The sequence below is a fragment of the Lentzea terrae genome (genome assembly GCF_003265345.1).
Classification (GTDB): Bacteria; Actinomycetota; Actinomycetes; order Mycobacteriales; family Pseudonocardiaceae; genus Lentzea; species Lentzea terrae.
Genome location: NZ_QFWW01000001.1, coordinates 598,394 through 616,397, shown reverse-complemented (window position 1 = coordinate 616,397; position 18,004 = coordinate 598,394). Strand labels below are relative to the sequence as shown.

Here is an 18,004-nt window from a genome sequence, read left to right as displayed (position 1 = left end):
ACAGTTTTCAGCGCGAACGCAGCCGGCGCAGCATGCGGGCGTCTTCGAAGCCGACGTTGCGGGCGGCGGTCTCCACTGTGGCGCCTTGTCCGATGAGATGTTCGGCCCGTTCGACGCGCAACGCCTGCTGGTACCTCAACGGCGTCATGCCCGTCGCACGGCCGAACAGGCGCGTCACGGTTCGTTCGCTGCATCCCGCGGCAACGGCCAGTTCTGCCAACGACAGCCGGTCGGTGAGGCGTGACTCGATGACGTCCTGAATGCGGTGCACGGTCTCGTTGACGTGCGACCGGTACCGCAGCAGCACGCTCGCCTGCTGGTCGTCACCGTTCCTGCGCGCGTAGACGACCATCGTGCGTGCGATCGCGGCGGCAACAGCCGGTCCGTGTCTGACAGCGACGAGGTTCAACGCCAGGTCGATGCCGCTCGCGATGCCCGCGGACGTCACGACCCGATCGTCCTCAACGAACAGAACGTCGCGGACCACCCGTGCGCGCGGGTAGCGCCGTTCGAGTTCGTCCTGCAGTTCGTGGTGTGTGGTGCAACGGCGGCCGTCGAGCAGACCGGCGCGGCCCAAGATGTCTGCACCGGCACACACACTCGCGACCGTGCCTCCGTTGGCGTGGTGCGCGCACAACCACGCCAACGCGCGCGCACTCAACGGTCCGGTCCCGGCGATCTTCGGCGAGCGCCATCCCGGTACGAAGACGAGGTCGTGCACGTCGAGAGAGGGCAACTCGGTGGTCGCGCCCAGCGGCACGCCCTGATGGCTGGGCACGGACTCCGAGTCGCCGACGTAGGACAGCGCGTAGCCGCCCACGAGGTCGGCCGCGCTGGAGAACACCTGCGCCGGCCCCGCGAGGTCGAGCAGGTGCACTCCCGGTACGAGCAGAAAGACGACTCTGGTCACGATCCGGTCAGCGTAGCGACATCCGAGATCCGCGCGAATCGACCGGCCAGCGCGTACTCGGTCCGCTCGATGATCTCCTCGACGCCGAGCACCTTCCCGGTCCGCCAGTGCTCGATCGGCATGGTGGCGGTCGCGTCCGTCACGAACGTCATGTCGAACCCGAGATCCGACCCCACCCGCGCGGTCGTCTCGCAGCACTGCTCGGTCCGGATGCCGCTGACCAGCAGTTCCCGCACGCCGTGCTGCGTGAGCGTCTGCTGCAGGTTCGTCGTGGTGAACGCGTTGTGCGACGTCTTGGTCAACAGCGGCTCGTCGTCCAGGGGCTTGAGGCCGTCGATCAGCCGCACGTGCCCGAGCGCGGGGTCGAACACGTCGCCGGTGCCGGGCTCGGAGTGCAGCACCCACACCACCAGATCGCCGGCGTCACGCGACATGTCGACCAGCTGGTTCACCTTGCCCACGACGTCCGGGTTGGACGTCTCGGCCCAGTTGGCCCGCTGGCGGAACGACTCCTGCACGTCGATGACGATCAATGCTCGCTTCATGAACACAAGCCTCGCCAACCCGAGCACCGCGAAACAGGCACGACCCGGCCGAGGACCGGACGGATCTGGTCACCGTGCGAAGATCACGACGTGGACTTACGCGTGCTGGCGGGCGATCCCGCGGACCCGGATCTGGGCGTGCAGGTGGCCGTGCAGGTGGTGAAGGACGGCCTGGACAGTCTGGACTGCGTGCCGTTCGTACGGGTCACGAACGGCGGGGTGCGCCGAGTGCTCGTCGGGCAGGCGTGCACCGACGGCGAGCGGATCGACGTGTCCGTGCGCGCGGCCTGGAGCGAGAACGGCGGCTGGCACCGGGATCCGTGGAACGGCGACGACGTCGCCGAGCTGCTGAAGCACCCGCCCACCCGATCCCCGAGAGCGGCCGGGCAGGCGTCATCGCGAAGGCCATCACCGAGGGGTCGCGCAACGCCGTCGCGGACCTGCGGGGTCTTCGCTACGAGATGGAACGTCAGGTGGCGGACCTGTTGGCACAGCGCAAGAGCACCGCGCTGCGCATGGTGATGGCCCAGCTGCTGGAGTTGTCGATCGCGTTCAGCCGTGCCCGTGACCACGCCCGAGTCACGCTGCGCGAGAGCAAGCTCCCAGCTGTGCTGCGGCACTGCGAGGCCATGGACGTCGAGCTCGGCGACGAGCTCACCCGCCTGCAGTCGTTGCTGGGCAGCGTCTCCACCTTCGCCGTGGCACAGGAAGGCGAGGCGCAGCAACGGTTCAACATGCTCGCGGCCGCGGCCGCCGCCGGACTCGGCCTGCCCGCGCTGATCCTGTCGCTGTACGGCGCGGACATCTACCTGCCGTTCACGTGGGACAAGGCGTGGCGCGCGCTGGCACCGATCGCCGGTGTGCTGACGCTGGCGGCGGGCATCATCCTGCACCGCATGCCCGGCCGCACCACCGCGAAGCACTACCTGGCGGCGCTGGGACTCATAACCGGCCTGATCAGCGTGCTGCTGATCGCGGGCTTCCTGGCGCCCTAGAGCGGACGTCGGCCGGCGAACCCCACGTCGGCGCGGTGGTACCAGCCGAGCGTCCGGTCACCCTCCAGCCAGCACAACAGCACCGGCACACCGTCGCGTTCCGACGGGAAGTCGACCAGCAACGGCGCGAAGCCCTTCAGCTCGGCCCCGGTCTGCTGCACGGTTTCCATCAGCTCGTCCAGCCGGGCCTGCGCGGCCTTGAACTCCGGCAGCCCGCCCAGTGCGGACGACCCGACGGCGAGCTCGGCGGCGTCGGCGCGCAGGCGCACGATCTCGTCCAGCACCGGCAGGAGCTTGGCGAGTTCGACTTGGGCCTCGGCGAGAGTGAACACCCCACCAGGCTGGCACAGTGGACGGAATGACGTGGCGACTGGGTGACCTCACCGTGCACCGGATCGGCTTCGGCGCGATGCGACTGCCGCAGACCGGGGCCGCGCTCGACCCGAACGCCCGGCCGCGCAGCCGGGAACAGGCGATCGAGGTGCTGCGGCTGGCGGTCGAGCTGGGCGTCGACCACATCGACACGGCCGCGTTCTACTTCTCCGCCACGAGGTCGGCGAACGAGCTGATCAACAGCGCGCTCGCGCCGTACCCGGACGACCTGGTGATCGTCACCAAGGTCGGGCCGAGCAGGACGCCGCAGGGGGAGTGGCTGCCGCTCGCCACACCGCAGCAGCTCAGGGGCCAGGTCGAGGAGAACCTGCGGCAGCTCGGCCGCGACCACCTCGACGTGGTGAACCTGCGGGTCAGCGGGCTCGACGACATCACCCCGCACTTCGAGCAGCTCGCGAAACTCCAACAGCAGGGCCTGATCCGGCACCTCGGACTGTCGAACGTCAAGCCGCACCACCTCGACCAGGCGCAGCAGATCGCTCCGGTGGTGTGCGTGCAGAACTCGTACGGCCTCGGCCACCACCCCGAGCAGGACGACTTCGTCGGCGTGTGCGGCGAGCGCGGCGTCGCGTTCGTGCCATTTTTCGCGCTCGCCGGAGCCAACAAGGAGGCCGGCACGTCGACCGAGGACGACGAGGTCACCGAGATCGCCCGCGCGCACAACGCGAGTCCGGCCCAGGTCCGCCTGGCGTGGACCCTCGCCAGGGGACCGCACGTGCTCGTCATCCCCGGCACCGGCGATCCAGAACACCTGCGGCAGAACATCGAAGCGGGCGAACTCCAGCTCACTCCGGAGGAGCTCACCCGCCTCGACGCCCTGCACCTCAACGGGAGCTGATCCGCCGGAACAGCCAGGTGGCCAACGAGAAGGCCACCACCAGCAACCCGCCCGCCCACGCCAGCGCGAGCCAGCCGGAACTGGCCGGGGCGGAGGTCAGCAACGCCCGCACCGTCTCGATGATCGGGGTGATCGGCTGGTGCTCGCTGATCACCCGCAGCGCCGCCGGCATGGTGGCGGTCGGCACGAACGCGCTGCTCAGGTACGGCAGGAACAGCATGAAGAAGCTGAACACGCTCGCCGACTCCACCGACCGCGCGATGACGCCCACACCCGCGGCGAGCCACGACAACGCCAGCACGTACAGCAGCAGCAAGCCCATCGCGAGCACCCAGTCGAGCACGGTTGCCGACGGCCGGAACCCCATCCCGACGGCCGCGAGCACGACGATCACCGTGGCGAGGGCGTTGCGGGCCACGGACGCGGTGACGTGCCCGGTCAACACGGCGAAGCTGCTGATGGGCATCGAGCGGAACCGGTCGACGGCGCCCTTCTTCATGTCGTCGGCCACCGACATGCCGGTCGACGTGGCGCCGTAACCGGTGCACAGCACGATGATTCCGGGCACCACGTAGTTCACATAGGACGTTCCGATGGCGATGGCGCCGCCGAACACGTAGACGAACAGCGCCATCATCATCACCGGCAGCAGGATCGACATCAGCAGCGTGTCGAGGGCGCGCCGGCTCAACCGCACGCTGCGGCCGACCATTGTGAGCGTTCCGGTCATGCCGCCACCGCCACGAACACGTCGTCCAACGTCGGGCGGTGGGTGGACACCCGTTCCGTGCGCACACCGGCGGCCAACAGGTCGTCCAGCACGCGGTGCACGTGCGTCGCGCTGCCGTCGGACGGCACGCTCAGCCGCGACTCGGTCCGCACGCCGCCGAGCAACGCCTCCGCGCGCCCGGCGTCGGCCGCACTGGCGAAGTCGAGGTCGAGCCGGGTCCCGCCGACCTGGTTCTTGAGCGCGTCGGCGGTGCCGTCCGCGACCACGCCACCGTTGTGCAGCACCACGATCCGGTCCGCGAGCCGGTCGGCCTCCTCCAGGTACTGCGTGGTGAGGAAGATCGTCACGCCGTCGCGCACCAGGTCGCCGATCGCGTCCCACATCGTCGTGCGGCTCACCGGGTCGAGTCCGGTCGTCGGTTCGTCCAGGAACAGCAGCCGCGGCCGCGCGACCAGGCTCATCGCGAGGTCCAGCCGGCGTCGCATGCCACCGGAGCAGGTCTTCACCCGCCGGTCCGCCGCGTCCACCAGGTCGAACCGCTCCAGCAGCTCCGCCGACCGCGTTCGTGCCGCTGAGCGGGAGAAACGGCGTAGCCGCGCGATCATCACCAGGTTCTCCCGGCCGGTCTGCTCCTCGTCCACGGCCGCGTACTGGCCGGTCAGGCTGATCACGCCGCGCACCTTCGCCGCCTCCCGCACCACGTCGAACCCGTCGATGCGCGCCGTGCCGCCATCCGGCCTGGTCAGCGTGCTCAGGATGCGGATCGTGGTCGTCTTGCCCGCGCCGTTCGGCCCCAGCAACGCGAGCACCGACCCCTCCGCCACTTTCAGGTCCAGGCCCTTGAGCACGGTCTGTGCGCCGTACCTCTTCGTCAGGCCGTCCGTCTCGACGATCATCGAACCCCCTTTTATGCGTACCTCATACGCAAAACCTGAATTAGCGTATGGCATACGCATCTGTTTGACTAGGGGGTATGAAAAGGGGGCGCAAGCCGACCATCGACGCCGCCGACATCACGCGGGCCGCCATCGCGATCGCGGACGCCGAGGGGCTCGCTTCCGTGTCGATGGCCCGCGTCGCGGCGGAGATGGGCAACGCCACGATGGCGCTGTACCGGCACGTGAAGAGCAAGGACGAGCTGCTTGCGTTGATGTGGGACTCGGCGATGGAGGAGCCGCCTCCGCTGCCGGACGGCGACTGGCGCGACAAGCTCGGGTTCTGGGCGAAAGCGGTGCTCGTGGCCATTCGCAGGCGCCCGTGGTTCCTGCAGATCCCGATCAGCGGTCCGCCGGTGGGTCCGAAGAACCTCCGTTGGCTCGACAGCGCGCTCACCGCCCTCGAAGACGTCCCGCTGGAGCCGGCGGAGAAGATCGGTGTCGTGATGGGCCTGTCGACGTTCGCGCAGGGTGAGGCGCGGCTGATCGGCACGCTGGCCCAGGGCTTCGAGAACGACCCCGCCCAGTTCAACCACCAGTACGGGCAGCGGCTGCGCGAGATCGTCGACCCCCGCGCGATGCCCGCGCTCGCCGAGATCATCGAGTCCGGCGTGTTCGACCTCGACGACGTGGTCCGGGCCGAGGACCTCGGGGCCGACTTCGACTTCGGTCTGCACCTGTTCCTGGAAGGTGTTGCCGCGCACATCAGGAGCAGGGCATGACGTACGCGGCGATCATCCTCACCGGTGGCAAGGGTGAACGGCTGGGTGGCGTCGACAAGGCCGCACTGTCCTATCGGGACGCAACGCTGCTCGACCACGTTCTGTCCGTTGTGGATGATGCGGGCGAGATCGTCGTTGTGGGGCCGGAGAAAGACGTCCCGAACATCGTCTGGGCGCGGGAAGATCCACCTGGTGGTGGACCGCTGGCCGGACTGGCGGCAGGGCTCGCTCACGTCACCGCCGAGTGGGTCGCGGTTCTTGCCGTGGATCAACCGGGAATCACCAAAGACACGATCACGAGGCTGAGGGCGACGGGCCGCAACGCTGTGCTCAAAGACGATCGCACGCAGTGGCTGATCGGCTGCTGGAACGCGGCTGAGCTGCGCCAGGCCCTACCTGAAGATCCGCAGAACCAGCCGTTGCGCAAGACTCTCCAGGCGTTGAACCCCGTGGAGGTGTCCGCTTTGCCCGGTGAGGCGCGGGACGTCGACACGCCTGCCGACCTGGACACCCTTCACAGCGGTTGAACAGGCGAAGAGTAAGACTGTTCCACTATCGGTAAACCCTGTTCCGCATGGAGGCCCGCACGTGACCGAGCCCGCCGCCGAGGCAACGCCGAACGCATCGGCGCCCGTCACCCCGGCTCGTGACGCCCAGCTGCTCGAACGCACCGTGTTCGAGGTGAAGCGGGTCATCGTCGGCCAGGACCGGCTCGTCGAGCGGATGCTCGTGGGTCTGCTGGCCAAGGGCCATCTGCTGCTCGAAGGTGTGCCGGGTGTCGCGAAGACGCTCGCCGTCGAGACGTTCGCCCGCGTCGTCGGGGGCTCGTTCAGCCGCGTGCAGTTCACGCCTGACCTGGTGCCCGCCGACATCCTCGGCACCCGCATCTACCGCCAGTCCAGCGAGGCGTTCGACGTCGAGCTCGGCCCCGTCGTCGCGAACTTCGTGCTCGCCGACGAGATCAACCGCGCGCCCGCCAAGGTGCAGTCGGCGATGCTCGAGGTGATGGCCGAGCGGCACGTGTCGATCGGCGGCCGGACGTTCCCGATGCCGAACCCGTTCCTGGTGCTGGCGACGCAGAACCCGATCGAGAACGAGGGCGTGTACCCGCTGCCGGAGGCGCAGCGCGACCGGTTCCTGTTCAAGATCCAGGTCGAGTACCCCACGGCCGAGGAAGAGCGCGAGATCGTCTACCGCATGGGCGTCGAGGCGCCCACGCCGAACCAGGTCCTCTCGCCCGAGGAGCTGGTGCGCCTGCAGGGCGTGGCGTCGCGCGTCTTCGTGCACCACGCGCTCGTCGACTACGTGGTGCGCCTGGTGATCGCGACCCGCGCGCCCGGCGAGCACGGCCTCACCGACGTCGCCGGCTGGGTCGCCTACGGTGCCTCGCCGCGTGCGTCGCTCGGCATCATCGCCGCCGCCCGTGGCCTGGCGCTGGTCCGCGGCCGCGACTACGTGCTGCCGCAGGACGTCGTGGACGTGGTGCCGGACGTGCTGCGCCACCGCCTGGTGCTCTCCTACGACGCCCTGGCCGACGGCGTGCCGATCGACCACATCATCACGCGAGTGCTGCAGATCGTGCCGTTGCCGCAGGTGTCGGCCCGTCCGCAGCAGCCGGTTCCGGCTGGTAGGCAGTGAGCCGCGAGAAGGTGGAGAAGGAGCGTCCCTCGTGGGCGCCGCCGATCCTGCGCGGAGTCCGGATGGAAGCCGCGCTGCGCATGCTGGAGCTCGACGTCCGGCGCCGTCTCGACGGCCTGCTGCAGGGCAACCACCTCGGCCTCGTGCCGGGACCGGGCACCGAACCGGGTGAGGCGCGCACGTACCAGCCCGGCGACGACGTGCGCCGGATGGACTGGGCGGTCACCGCGCGCACGACGGTGCCGCACATCCGCGAGACGGTCGCCGACCGCGAGCTGGAGACGTGGCTGGCGATCGACCTGTCGCCGTCGCTCGACTTCGGCACGGCGGCCTGCGAGAAGCGCGACCTGGTCATCGCCGCGACGGCCGCGGTCGCGCACCTGACGCGCGGCGGCGGCAACCGCATCGGCGCCGCGGTCTCGACGGGCGCGGAGAACCTCCGCATCCCGGCGCGCGGCGGGCTGGCGTACGCGCGCGGCATGATCCGCAAGATCGCCGAGATCCCGCGGGCGGAAGAGGGCACCCGCGGCGACCTGGCGGCGTTGCTGGAACAGCTGCGCAGGCCACCGCGGCGGCGCGGCCTGATCGTGGTGATCTCGGACTTCCTCGGTGGCATGGAGTGGCAACGTCCGCTGCGCGCGTTGTCCGCGCGGCACGACATCGTCGCCATCGAGATCGTCGACCCGCGTGACGTCGACCTGCCGGAGGTCGGCACCGTCGTGCTGTCCGACCCGGAGAGCGGGCGGCAGCGCGAGGTGACCGCGTCCGCGTTGCTGCGCAAGGAGTTCAACGCGGCGGCCGCGGAACACCGGGCCGACGTGGCGGCGGGGCTGCGCCGGGCGGGGGCCGGGCATCTGGTGCTGCGAACCGATTCCGACTGGATCGCGGACACCGTTCGTTTCGTGGTGGCGCGCAAGCGCCGCTGGTCTGGGGGTGTCGCATGAGCTTCTCGAACTTCGTCGCCCCGTGGTGGTTCCTGCTGCTGGTCGCGGTGGCTGTGCTCACGGCCGCCTATGTCTTCGTGCAGCGGATGCGCCGCAAGCGCGTGCTGCGGTTCACCAACCTGGAGCTGCTGGAGAAGGTCGCGCCCAAACGGGAGCGTTGGTCGCGGCACGTGCCGGCGGCGTTCCTGCTGGCCGCTCTGGCGTTGCTGACCGTGGCTCTGGCGGGCCCGACGTCCGAGCAACGCGTGCCGCGCAACCGGGCGACCGTGATGCTCGTGGTCGACGTGTCGCTGTCGATGAAGGCCACCGACGTCAAGCCGTCGCGTCTGGAGGCCGCTCAGGTAGCCGCCAAGTCGTTCGCGGAGGGTTTGACGCCGGGCATCAACCTCGGCCTGATCTCGTTCGCCGGCTCGGCCACCGTGCTGGTGGCGCCTACGACGGACCGTGCGGCCGTCACGCAGTCGATCGACGGGCTGAAGCTCGCGCAGTCGACCGCGACCGGTGACGCGCTGGTGGCCGCGATGGCGTCGATCGACTCGTTCGGCAAGGTCGTCGGTGGCGCCGAGGGCCCGCCGCCCGCCCGCATCGTGCTGATGACGGACGGCAAGGAGACCGTGGGTACGCGCAAGGCCTTCGACGCCGCCGAGGACGCCAAGAAGGCCGGGATCCCGATCTCCACGATCTCGTTCGGCACGGAGGACGGCGTGGTGGACATCGAGGGCAGGCAGCAGTCCGTGCCGGTCGACGACGACTCGATGAAGGAGATCGCGAAGATCTCCGGCGGCGAGTTCTTCAAGGCTGCCTCCGCCGAGGAGCTGCGCCGGGTGTACGACACGCTCGGCGAGCAGATCGGCTACGAGAAGAAGCAGGCGGACGCGTCGAAGCCGTGGCTGTTGCTCGGCACGATGACGGCGATGTTCGCGGCCGCGGCGGCTCTGCTGCTGGGTCAGAGACTTCCGTAGATCAGTTCCACCACGCCGGTTTTGAACGCCCTGGTGCTCTTGAGCGTCAGGGCGTTCGGCTTCTTGAAGAACGGTGTGCCGCTGCCGAGCGCGACCGGGTTGACGTAGAGGCGGACCTCGTCGATCAGGTCGTGCTCGAAGAACGACCCGACCAGCTGCGAGCCGCCGACCATGCTGTCGCCTGGCAAGGCCCTGATCTCGTCCGGGTCGATCTCGCGCTTGACCGCGGTGTTCCACTCGGCGGTCTGGAGCGTCCGCGAGTAGACGATCTTGGGCATCTCCCGCCAGATCCGGCCGAAGTCGTGCATCGGCTGCGGCCACTCGGGGTGCTCGTCGGTGTGCGGCCACGCTTCGAGCATCGTCTCGTGGTTGCGGCGGCCGTCGATGAACCGGCTCATCCTGGCGAGCTCGACGTTGAAGTACTCGAGCATCGCGTCGTCGACCTGGTGCCAGCTGATGTCGTGGTCCGGCCCCTCCATGAAGCCGTCCAGCGAGATCGACGCCATCGTGATGATCATCCGTGCAACCTCCGGTACTCCGTCGCCGCGCCAGGATGCAATGGCACTTTGCCCGTGTCGATGAGGCTGCGCACGTCGAGGTACTGGGTGCCGAGCGCCTGGTCCGGCACGAGCTGCGCGGCCTTGGCGACCAGCAGCCGCACGACGGCGCTCGCGTACTCGGCGCTGAGATCCGGCCGGCACACCAGCAGGTTCGGCGTGCCGATCGTGGGGATGTCGGCTTGCGAGCCGTACACGCCCATGCGGACGTCCACGCGTTCGTAGACCTTGCCGTAGTCCTGCCGCAGCCTCGGCAGGAAGCTGTCGAGCGGCAGCAACCGGATGCCGCTCGCCTTGTTGAGCTCCGGGGTCGGGACGCCGCCGGACCACAGCAGCGCGGCGATCTCGCCCGCTTTCAGGGCGTCGATGGCGTTGCGGAGCGGGTAGTGCTCTTCTTTCACGCCCAACGCGAGCCGTTCGCCTTGCAGTGCGGCGCCGGAGCCGGCGGCGCCGAGCGACACCGGCTTGCCGATCAGGTCGGCCGGGGTTCGGTACGGGGAGTCGGCCAGGACCACCAGTTGCAGGTAGTTCTCGTAGACGCGGCCCAGGGCGACGATGCCCTGTTCCAGGTGGGCGCTGTCGCTCAGCGTGAGGCCGAGGTCGGCGGTGCGTTCGCGGAGGTGTTTGAGGTTGTCCGCGCTGCCGCCGGTCTGGAGGGGCGAGATGGTCAGCGGGCTGGGGGAGAGGCGGGAGAGAAGGGCCGCGAAGTCGTTGTAGAAGCCGCCTGGCTCGCCGCCCGCGATGGTGATGGTGCCGCTGGGTTCGCTGGTGCCGCACGCGGTCAGCGCGAGCACGGTCAGCAAGAAGGTTCGACGCTTCACAGCAGCGGCTCCTTCGGCAGTTCCACCGTGACCACCAGCCCGCCGTTCGTGTGCAGCGTCAGCTTTCCGTTGTGCGCCGTCACGATCCGTTCCGCGATGGCCAGCCCCAGCCCGGTGCCGCGCTGCGAGTCGTCGCCGCGCCAGAACCGTTCCGTCGCGTGCTTGATGTCCTTTTTGGACAAGCCAGGGCCGTTGTCCCGCACGACCAGCGTCGCCCGGTCGCACACGACCGCGATCTCGGAGCCGCCGTACTTGATGGCGTTGTCCAGCAACACGTCCAGCACCTGTGCCAGATCCGACACCGCGCACCGCACCAAACCGGGCGCGCGATCCTCAACGGTGATCGTCGCGCCCGCCGACTGGGCCGCCGCCCGCCACGCGTCCACGCGGTCGTGCGCCACGACCTGCAGATCGGCCAGTTCGGGCTCGACGCCGCCCGCCGCGCGTTCGGTGGCGGTGCTCTCCGCCGACGCCAGCGCGAGCAGTCCGTCCAGCAACGACTCCAGACGTTCGACCTCGGTGAGCAACGAGCCGTTGGAAGGCAGCATGTCCACGCGCAGCCGCAACGCCGCCATCGGGTTGCGCAGCTGGTGCGAGGCGTCGGCGATCAGTCGTCGTTGCTGGTCGGCGGCCTCGGCGACGGCGTCGGACATGCGGTTGAACGACTCGGACAACGCCCGCAGCTCGGCCGGCCCGGCGGTGTCGGCCACGTGCGTGCGCCGCTGGCCCTCCGCGACGGCGCGGACGCCTCGATCGAGTTCTTTCAACGGCCGCAGCAGCCAGCGGGCGACCACGAGAGCCAGCAGCACGCACGCGCAGGCCGCCAGCAACGCTCCTGCCAGCACGATCGCCCACCGCCGAGCCACGTCCAGCGCGGCCACCGACGTGGACGCCCGGAGCACGACCGCGCCCGCAACCTTCGTGCCGGTGCCGACGGGGCGGGCGAACAGGACGTCGCCGCCGGTCCACGGCATGACGGTCGGCACGGGCGCGGCGGGCTGGTTGCGCAACGCGGCGTCGATCTGGGCGGAGACGTCCTCCACGGACATGCCGGCCTCGACGACGGGCTCGCCGGCCGCGTTGACGACCACGACCTCCTCGCCGTAGATCTCGTGGTACCGCAACGCCTCCGACACCACGACGTCGGCGGGCAGGGTGGCGAAGCGGTCGAGGTCGGCGGTGCGGCTGATCACGAACTGCTGGGTGCGTTCGGACGCGGTGCTCATCAGCAACGGCACGGCGAACGCGGTGACTGCCGACAACGAGAAGAGCAGCAGCACCAACAGAAGCCGTTGCCGCATCTATTCACCGAGCCGGTAGCCGAAACCGCGGATCGTGTGCAGCAGCCCCGGCCGGTCGAGCTTGGCGCGCAGCTGGGTCAGATGCACGTCCAGGGTCCGCGACACCGCCACGAAGGCGTTGCCCCACACCTCGTCCATCAGCTGCTGCCGGCTCACCGCCGTGCCCGGCCGGCGCGCCAGCACCGCCAGCACGTCGAACTCCTTGGTGGTCAACGAGATCTCGCGCCCGCCGACCAGCACCTGACGGCTCTGCAGGTCGATCTCCACATCGGACACCCGCACGATGTCGCCCGGCTCCCGCGACCGGGCCGCGCTGCGCCGCGCCACCGCGTCGATGCGGGCCAGCAGCTCGGCCAGCCGCACCGGCTTCACCAGGTAGTCGTCCGCGCCCAGGCGCAACCCGCGCACCACCGTCCGTTCGTCGCCGCGCGCGGTCAGCACGAGCACCGGCACCGGGTCGATCTTGCGGAGCTTGCGCAGCACCTCCAGGCCGTCCTGGTCGGGCAGGCCGAGGTCGAGCAGGACCACGTCGGCGTCGCGGTGCGCGATCAACGCGTCGGCGCCTCTGCGCACGCGGGCAGGCCGGTGTCCGTTCGCCCGCAGCGCCTCGACCAGCGCGTCGGCGACACCGTCGTCGTCCTCGACCAACAGCACCCGCATTGGAGAAGTATCGCCCCAGATGGTCGTTTCCGGTGCGTGTCGACGCGCCTAAGCGAGTGTAAAGAAGAGTCTGCCCAGGTTGTGAGGGGTGTGGCGGCATCGAGATCGTGTCGGCCATGACAGTGGTTCAGGGCAAGAGCACCGAACGCCGAGTGGTGGCGAACGTGCTGCGCGGGTCAGTCGGCAACCTGATCGAGTGGTACGACTGGTACGCCTACACCGCGTTCAGCATCTACTTCGCGGCCGCGTTCTTCCCCAAGGGCGACCAGACCGCGCAGCTGCTCAACACCGCTGCGGTGTTCGCGGTCGGCTTCCTCATGCGCCCGCTGGGTGGCTGGCTGCTCGGCCGGTACGCCGACCGGCACGGACGCCGCGCCGCACTCACGCTCTCCGTCACGTTGATGGCGCTGGGTTCGCTGATCATCGCGCTGACCCCGTCGTACGCGACGATCGGGGTGGCCGCGCCGGTTCTGCTGGTGCTGGCGCGGTTGCTGCAGGGGCTGTCGGTCGGCGGTGAGTACGCGACCTCGGCGACCTATCTGTCCGAAGTGGCCTCACCCGCGCGCCGCGGGTTCTACTCCAGCTTCCAGTACGTGACGCTGACCGCCGGTCAGCTGGTGGCGCTGGGCGTGCAGATCGTGCTGCAGCAGTTCCTCGCCAAGTCCGAGATGATGGAGTGGGGCTGGCGGATCGCGTTCGTCATCGGCGCGACCGGTGCGATCGTCGTGATGTGGCTGCGCCGCGGCATGGACGAGTCGGAGAACTTCGAGAAGCAGAAGGAAAACCCCGAAAAGGGCACCTTCAAGGCGTTGTTGAAGCACCCCAAGGAATGCCTGCTCGTCGTCGGTCTGACGTTGGGTGGCACGGTCGCGTTCTACACGTACACGACCTACCTGCAGAAGTTCATGGTGAACACCAGCAAGATCGACGCCGCCACCGTCAGCTGGATCAACTTCGCCGCGCTGCTGGTGTTCGTGGTGCTGCAGCCGATCGCCGGCGCGCTGTCCGACCGGATCGGCCGCCGTCCGCTGCTGCTCGGGTTCGGTGTGCTGGGCACGCTCGCGACGGTGCCGCTGCTGTCGACGCTGGCTCGCACGTCCGAGGCGTTCCCGGCTTTCCTGCTCATGCTGGGCGGCCTGGTGATCGTCACCGGCTACACGTCGATCAACGCGATCGTGAAGGCGGAGCTGTTCCCGACGAACATCCGGGCGCTCGGCGTGGGGCTGCCGTACGCGCTGACCGTCGCGATCTTCGGCGGTACGGCCGAGTACGTGGCGCTGTGGTTCAAGCAGGCCGGGATGGAGTCGGTGTTCTTCTACTACGTCGCCGGGTGCGTGCTGATCTCGTTGCTGGTGTACGGGTTCATGCGCGAGACCTCGAAGGACTCGGTGCTGGACAAGGACTAGAAGGCCACCCAAAAAGGGGCCATGCGGAGGGCGGCCATGCGGCGGTCGCCCTCCGCCTCCCTCACGTCAGCACACCTCGTTGGTGAAGCCCTGCATCCGGTCGACGATGCCGTGCGCCATGGTGCAGAACCGCAGCGTGTTCGCGCCGTCCGACCACACCTCCTGCTGACCGCGCCGACCGTTGTTGATGTCGATGTCGCCGTCGCCCGTGGTGATCGCGACGGACGCGGTGAAGTCGGGGTGACCGGACTTCCACGAGTCCCAGACGTAGATGTAGCCCCAGTTCTTGCCGCAGCCCTTGAACTGCTTGATCGAGGCGACGTTCGCGCTGCCGCTCTTGAGGACCTTGGTGGAGCCGATCTGGGTGACACCGCTCGGGCACTTCGGGTTCGTCTCAGCCTGAGCCGCACCGGTGAAGGTCATCCCGATCGCGGCGGCCGCGAGTACGACGGCGCTCAGCTTCTTCATGTCAGCAGCGCTCCTCGGTCTGGCCGGAGTAGGAGTAGGACGCCGAGATCACGGAGCCGTACGCCCTGGTGCAGAGGCTCAGGGTGCTGGAGCCGTTCGACCACGCTTCCTGACCACCCTCGCCGGGCCCGCTGTAGCCCAGCGGCTGCTCGCTGTTGCGCGTCGTGATGCCGGCGGCGGCGCGGAACTTCTTGCCGTGGCTCGCCACCCACGAGTCCCACACGTAGGTGTAGGCCCAGTTCTTGCCGCAGCCCTTGAACTGCTTGACCGAGGCGACGGTGGCGCTGCCGGCCTTGATGTGCTTCGTGGCGCCGATCTGCGTGACGCTGGAGCAGTGCGGGTTCGACTCCGCCTGCGCCGTCCCCGTGAATGTCACCGCGATCGCCGCTGCCGCCAGTGCTGTAGCGATCCATACCTGAGGGGTCGTGTCGAGTCGACGAGAAGCGTGTCGACTCGACACGACGGCACCAATCTTCTGCATGTCTACGAGACTGGACGGGACCGGTTAGTCAGCGGTAAATCACACCGAGCCGGGCCGCGAGCGCGGTGGCCAGGTGGACCGGCTGCCGCTCGGAGGTGTGGCGGATCTGCGTGCGGCAGCTGAAGCCGTCCGCGATGACCAGCGCGTTCTCGTTGGCCCGTAGGGCGGGCAGCAGGTCCTGCTCGGCGCACGCGATCGACACGTCGTAATGCCCCTGCTCGAAGCCGAAGTTGCCGGCCAGCCCGCAGCAGCCCTCGACGACCTTCGGCGTGATGCCCGCCTTGGCCATCGCCGCACGGTCGGGGTCGAAGCCCAGCTCCGCGTACTGGTGGCAATGGGTCTGCACGACGGCTTCGCGCGCGCCCTCGACCGCGGGCAGCTTCGGCGCGACGTGCTCGGCGAACGTCCGGGTGGCGTCGGCCAGCGCCCTCACGGCGGGTTCCGGCGAGAGCTTGGGCGCTTCGGTCTTCAGGAACGCCGTGCAGCTCGGTTCCAGCCCGATCACCGGCACACCTTTGCCGGTCCACGGCAGCAGCGCCCGCGCGGTCCGTTCGACGACCCGGCGGGCCTTGGTGAGCTGGCCGGTCGAGTGCCACGTCAGTCCACAGCAGACGTTCGCGGACGGGATCTCGACGCGGTTTCCCAGGTGCGCCAGCACGTTGGCCGCGTCGATGCCGATGCCCGGCTCGAAGAAGTTCGTGAACGTGTCGGGGAACAGCAGCACCGGGTCGCCCTTGCCGAGCGGGTGCAGCTGGCGGACCAGAGGAGTGGTCGGGACGGGCAACGAACGTTCCGGCGTGATTCCCGCGAACCGGCCGAGCTTCGCCGTGAACCTGTTGACGAGCCCGTACTTGAGCCACGTCGGCAGCCAGCCCATCGCGTAGTGCGAACGCGGCCGCACGCGCCCTTTGTAGTGCTCGTGCAGGAACTCCGCCTTGTAGCTCGCCATGTCGACGTCGACCGGGCAGTCGCGCTTGCACCCCTTGCAACCCAGGCAGAGGTCCAACGCCTCGGCGACTTCGGCAGAGCGCCAGCCGTCCTTGATCACGTCACCGGCGAGCATCTCGAACAGCAGGTGGGCGCGGCCGCGCGTGGAGTGCTTTTCTTCTTTGGTCACGCGGTAGCTCGGGCACATCACGCCGCCCTTGGTGTTCAGGCATTTACCGACGCCGACGCACCGCCGGGTGTCGCTCGCGAACTCCGCCCGCGTTGGAATTCGCGGTGGCGCAACGAGAATCCGCAGGTCGTCGTCGAGCTTGCGCGGCTGCACGATCCGGCCGGGGTTGAGCAGGTTGCCGGGGTCGAAGGCGTGTTTGAACTCCTCGAACGCCTTGATCGCCGCGGGCGGGTACATCCGGCGGAGCAGCTCGGACCGCGCCTGGCCGTCCCCGTGCTCGCCGGACAGGCTGCCGCCGTGGCTCACGACCAGGTCGGCGGCGTCCTCCAGGAACTCGCGGTAGCCCTGGGCGAGGTTGAAGTCGATGCGGACGTGCAGGCAGCCCTCGCCGTAGTGGCCGTAGGTGATGCCACGCCGTCCGTGCTTGGCGAGCAGTGCGTCGAACTCGCGCAGGTAGGTGCCGAGGCGTTCGGGTGGCACGGCCGCGTCCTCCCAGCCCGACCACGCCTCGCCGCCGTCGGGCATCCGCGTGGCGAGCCCGGCGCCGTCCTCGCGGATCCGCCACAGCGCCCGCTGGTGCGCCGGGTCGTGGATGACCATCGAGTTCTTGGTGATCTTCGCGATGCGCTCGGGGTGGTCCTCGACCTCCACGAACAGCCAGCTGCGGCCTTCCGGCAGGTCAGGGCGGGTGTGGACGCTGCGGACCAGCGCCTCGTCGATGCCCTCGACGGCCAGCGCGTCCTCGATCTGGGTGACCTGGTCGGCGGCGTCGTAGGTGTCGGCGAAGCCGAGCACGACGAGGATCCGGCGTTCCGGGCGCCTGACCAGCTTCAGCTCGGCGCCGAGCACGACCACGCACGTGCCCTCGGTGCCGACGAGCTGCTGGGTCAGCGTCGGGGCGTCCAGCGCGTACCCGCTGACCCGGCGGCTGAGCTGCGGAAACCACGCCGGGTCGAACTGCGGCAGGTCGAACGTGGGCGGGTTCGTCGTGTCGAACGTGCGGCCGTCGACGGTCAGCACGCGCAGGTTCGTGACGTTCTCGCTGGTCTTGCCCCACTTCACCGAGTGCGCGCCGCACGCGTTGTTGCCGATCATCCCGCCGATGGTGCAACGGGAGTGCGTGGACGGGTCCGGCCCGAAGAGGTGGTCACCCGCTCGGGTGTTGATCTTGTCGAGCACCGCGCCCGGCTGGACGAGCGCGCGGTCTCCGGAGATCTCGATCGCGTCGAGGTACCGGCTGAAGTCGATCACCAAACCGGTGCCGCAGGCGTTGCCCGCGATGGACGTCCCCGCGCCGCGGCTGGTGATCGGCACGCGGTGCTCGGCGGCCAGTGCCACAGCGGCCACTACCGCGTCGGGGGTCCTCGGGCGGATGATCACTCGTGGCACGTGCCGGTAGTTCGACGCGTCCGCCGAGTACAGCGCCCTGCTCGCCGCGTCGCCGAGGACGTCGCCGTCCACGTGGCGGCGGAGTTGATCGAGAAACGCCCGCATCACCCGATCATGCCTGGCTGGATGTGACATGGCTCCGCCGATACAGGTCTACCTGCCGGTAGCCGATAGCCTCACCCGGTCAACCAG

Annotated in this window: 21 protein-coding genes; 8 read left to right on the top strand and 13 right to left on the bottom strand. The window is 69.2% G+C overall.

The features are described from left to right. Positions 1-7 precede the first annotated feature (7 nt). From DI276_RS02770 to DI276_RS02760, 3 genes are all read right to left on the bottom strand, one after another. Entirely contained in the window at positions 8-910 is a 903-nt protein-coding gene (locus DI276_RS02770; protein ID WP_112261623.1) for a GlxA family transcriptional regulator, read from the bottom strand. Beyond that, a complete protein-coding gene (locus DI276_RS02765; protein ID WP_112261759.1) occupies positions 907-1,455 on the bottom strand; it encodes a cysteine hydrolase family protein in 549 nt (182 codons plus the stop codon). The genes DI276_RS02770 and DI276_RS02765 overlap by 4 nt, the downstream gene beginning before the upstream one ends. Before the next feature lie 96 nt (positions 1,456-1,551). Beyond that, positions 1,552-1,767 carry a hypothetical protein gene (locus DI276_RS02760; RefSeq protein WP_157984477.1) on the bottom strand — a complete coding sequence of 72 codons (216 nt, stop codon included), beginning with the start codon at positions 1,765-1,767 and terminating at the stop codon, positions 1,552-1,554. A gap of 8 nt (positions 1,768-1,775) precedes the next feature. Between DI276_RS02760 and DI276_RS02755 the strand changes: the two genes are divergently transcribed. After that, a complete protein-coding gene (locus DI276_RS02755; RefSeq protein ID WP_157984476.1) occupies positions 1,776-2,450 on the top strand; it encodes a hypothetical protein in 675 nt (224 codons plus the stop codon). Here DI276_RS02755 and DI276_RS02750 read toward each other — a convergent pair. Continuing rightward, positions 2,447-2,782 carry a DUF2203 domain-containing protein gene (locus tag DI276_RS02750; RefSeq protein ID WP_232836402.1) on the bottom strand — a complete coding sequence of 112 codons (336 nt, stop codon included), beginning with the start codon at positions 2,780-2,782 and terminating at the stop codon, positions 2,447-2,449. The genes DI276_RS02755 and DI276_RS02750 overlap by 4 nt on opposite strands. A 26-nt stretch (positions 2,783-2,808) precedes the next feature. Here DI276_RS02750 and DI276_RS02745 point away from each other — a divergent pair, with 26 nt between their 5' ends. Next, complete coding sequence (locus DI276_RS02745) at positions 2,809-3,681, top strand: oxidoreductase (RefSeq protein WP_112261619.1); 873 nt, start codon at positions 2,809-2,811, stop codon at positions 3,679-3,681. On the opposite strand, the gene DI276_RS02740 is transcribed toward DI276_RS02745, so the two are convergent. Both DI276_RS02740 and DI276_RS02735 read right to left on the bottom strand, forming a co-directional pair. Next, positions 3,668-4,411 (bottom strand): ABC transporter permease, encoded by a 744-nt coding sequence (locus DI276_RS02740; protein WP_112261618.1) that lies wholly within the window; start codon positions 4,409-4,411, stop codon positions 3,668-3,670. The two genes, DI276_RS02745 and DI276_RS02740, sit on opposite strands and share 14 nt — an antisense overlap. Continuing rightward, on the bottom strand, positions 4,408-5,307 hold the full coding sequence (locus DI276_RS02735; protein ID WP_112261617.1) for an ATP-binding cassette domain-containing protein: 900 nt from the start codon (positions 5,305-5,307) through the stop codon (positions 4,408-4,410). The genes DI276_RS02740 and DI276_RS02735 overlap by 4 nt, the downstream gene beginning before the upstream one ends. A gap of 77 nt (positions 5,308-5,384) precedes the next feature. Here DI276_RS02735 and DI276_RS02730 point away from each other — a divergent pair, with 77 nt between their 5' ends. The 5 genes from DI276_RS02730 (at position 5,385) to DI276_RS02710 (ending at position 9,612) form a co-directional block, all read left to right on the top strand. Beyond that, on the top strand, positions 5,385-6,068 hold the full coding sequence (locus DI276_RS02730; protein ID WP_112261616.1) for a TetR/AcrR family transcriptional regulator: 684 nt from the start codon (positions 5,385-5,387) through the stop codon (positions 6,066-6,068). Next, positions 6,065-6,595, top strand: coding sequence for a molybdenum cofactor guanylyltransferase (gene mobA / locus DI276_RS02725; protein ID WP_112261615.1), 531 nt, complete (start codon positions 6,065-6,067; stop codon positions 6,593-6,595). The genes DI276_RS02730 and mobA overlap by 4 nt, the downstream gene beginning before the upstream one ends. A gap of 61 nt (positions 6,596-6,656) precedes the next feature. Further along, positions 6,657-7,706, top strand: a complete 1,050-nt coding sequence (locus DI276_RS02720; protein WP_030471450.1) for an AAA family ATPase — start codon at positions 6,657-6,659, stop codon at positions 7,704-7,706. Between the two features lie 62 nt (positions 7,707-7,768). Then, positions 7,769-8,650: a DUF58 domain-containing protein gene (locus tag DI276_RS02715; RefSeq protein WP_112261758.1), complete on the top strand. Its 882-nt coding sequence runs from the start codon at positions 7,769-7,771 to the stop codon at positions 8,648-8,650. Continuing rightward, a complete protein-coding gene (locus DI276_RS02710; RefSeq protein WP_112261614.1) occupies positions 8,647-9,612 on the top strand; it encodes a VWA domain-containing protein in 966 nt (321 codons plus the stop codon). Before DI276_RS02715 ends, DI276_RS02710 begins: the two co-directional genes overlap by 4 nt. On the opposite strand, the gene DI276_RS02705 is transcribed toward DI276_RS02710, so the two are convergent. The 4 genes from DI276_RS02705 to DI276_RS02690 are packed head-to-tail and all read right to left on the bottom strand — an operon-like array spanning position 9,597 to position 12,951. Then, a complete protein-coding gene (locus DI276_RS02705; protein ID WP_112261613.1) occupies positions 9,597-10,130 on the bottom strand; it encodes a dihydrofolate reductase family protein in 534 nt (177 codons plus the stop codon). The two genes, DI276_RS02710 and DI276_RS02705, sit on opposite strands and share 16 nt — an antisense overlap. Further along, positions 10,127-10,990: a TAXI family TRAP transporter solute-binding subunit gene (locus tag DI276_RS02700; protein WP_112261612.1), complete on the bottom strand. Its 864-nt coding sequence runs from the start codon at positions 10,988-10,990 to the stop codon at positions 10,127-10,129. The genes DI276_RS02705 and DI276_RS02700 overlap by 4 nt, the downstream gene beginning before the upstream one ends. After that, positions 10,987-12,291, bottom strand: coding sequence for a sensor histidine kinase (locus DI276_RS02695; protein ID WP_112261611.1), 1,305 nt, complete (start codon positions 12,289-12,291; stop codon positions 10,987-10,989). The genes DI276_RS02700 and DI276_RS02695 overlap by 4 nt, the downstream gene beginning before the upstream one ends. Continuing rightward, positions 12,292-12,951: a response regulator transcription factor gene (locus tag DI276_RS02690; RefSeq protein ID WP_112261610.1), complete on the bottom strand. Its 660-nt coding sequence runs from the start codon at positions 12,949-12,951 to the stop codon at positions 12,292-12,294. A 116-nt stretch (positions 12,952-13,067) separates the two neighbouring features. Between DI276_RS02690 and DI276_RS02685 the strand changes: the two genes are divergently transcribed. Next, positions 13,068-14,357, top strand: coding sequence for an MFS transporter (locus DI276_RS02685; RefSeq protein WP_112261609.1), 1,290 nt, complete (start codon positions 13,068-13,070; stop codon positions 14,355-14,357). Between the two features lie 66 nt (positions 14,358-14,423). On the opposite strand, the gene DI276_RS02680 is transcribed toward DI276_RS02685, so the two are convergent. From DI276_RS02680 to DI276_RS02670, 3 genes are all read right to left on the bottom strand, one after another. Beyond that, the gene (locus DI276_RS02680; protein WP_112261608.1) at positions 14,424-14,825 is read right to left on the bottom strand and encodes a hypothetical protein; all 402 of its coding nucleotides are present in this window, start codon (positions 14,823-14,825) and stop codon (positions 14,424-14,426) included. A gap of 1 nt (position 14,826) precedes the next feature. Continuing rightward, positions 14,827-15,201, bottom strand: coding sequence for a hypothetical protein (locus DI276_RS02675; RefSeq protein ID WP_112261607.1), 375 nt, complete (start codon positions 15,199-15,201; stop codon positions 14,827-14,829). Positions 15,202-15,334: 133 nt separating this feature from the next. Beyond that, positions 15,335-17,917: an FAD-binding and (Fe-S)-binding domain-containing protein gene (locus DI276_RS02670; RefSeq protein ID WP_112261606.1), complete on the bottom strand. Its 2,583-nt coding sequence runs from the start codon at positions 17,915-17,917 to the stop codon at positions 15,335-15,337. Positions 17,918-18,004: the final 87 nt, after the last annotated feature.

Coding starts and splice junctions, on each gene's coding strand:
- DI276_RS02695 (WP_112261611.1), bottom strand. CDS start 12,291: ATGCGGCAACGGCTTCTGTTGGTGCTGCTGCTCTTCTCGTTGTCGGCA.
- DI276_RS02710 (WP_112261614.1), top strand. CDS start 8,647: ATGAGCTTCTCGAACTTCGTCGCCCCGTGGTGGTTCCTGCTGCTGGTC.
- mobA (WP_112261615.1), top strand. CDS start 6,065: ATGACGTACGCGGCGATCATCCTCACCGGTGGCAAGGGTGAACGGCTG.
- DI276_RS02705 (WP_112261613.1), bottom strand. CDS start 10,130: ATGATCATCACGATGGCGTCGATCTCGCTGGACGGCTTCATGGAGGGG.
- DI276_RS02735 (WP_112261617.1), bottom strand. CDS start 5,307: ATGATCGTCGAGACGGACGGCCTGACGAAGAGGTACGGCGCACAGACC.
- DI276_RS02680 (WP_112261608.1), bottom strand. CDS start 14,825: ATGAAGAAGCTGAGCGCCGTCGTACTCGCGGCCGCCGCGATCGGGATG.
- DI276_RS02765 (WP_112261759.1), bottom strand. CDS start 1,455: ATGAAGCGAGCATTGATCGTCATCGACGTGCAGGAGTCGTTCCGCCAG.
- DI276_RS02670 (WP_112261606.1), bottom strand. CDS start 17,917: ATGCGGGCGTTTCTCGATCAACTCCGCCGCCACGTGGACGGCGACGTC.
- DI276_RS02690 (WP_112261610.1), bottom strand. CDS start 12,951: ATGCGGGTGCTGTTGGTCGAGGACGACGACGGTGTCGCCGACGCGCTG.
- DI276_RS02715 (WP_112261758.1), top strand. CDS start 7,769: ATGGAAGCCGCGCTGCGCATGCTGGAGCTCGACGTCCGGCGCCGTCTC.
- DI276_RS02745 (WP_112261619.1), top strand. CDS start 2,809: ATGACGTGGCGACTGGGTGACCTCACCGTGCACCGGATCGGCTTCGGC.
- DI276_RS02730 (WP_112261616.1), top strand. CDS start 5,385: ATGAAAAGGGGGCGCAAGCCGACCATCGACGCCGCCGACATCACGCGG.
- DI276_RS02685 (WP_112261609.1), top strand. CDS start 13,068: ATGACAGTGGTTCAGGGCAAGAGCACCGAACGCCGAGTGGTGGCGAAC.
- DI276_RS02740 (WP_112261618.1), bottom strand. CDS start 4,411: ATGACCGGAACGCTCACAATGGTCGGCCGCAGCGTGCGGTTGAGCCGG.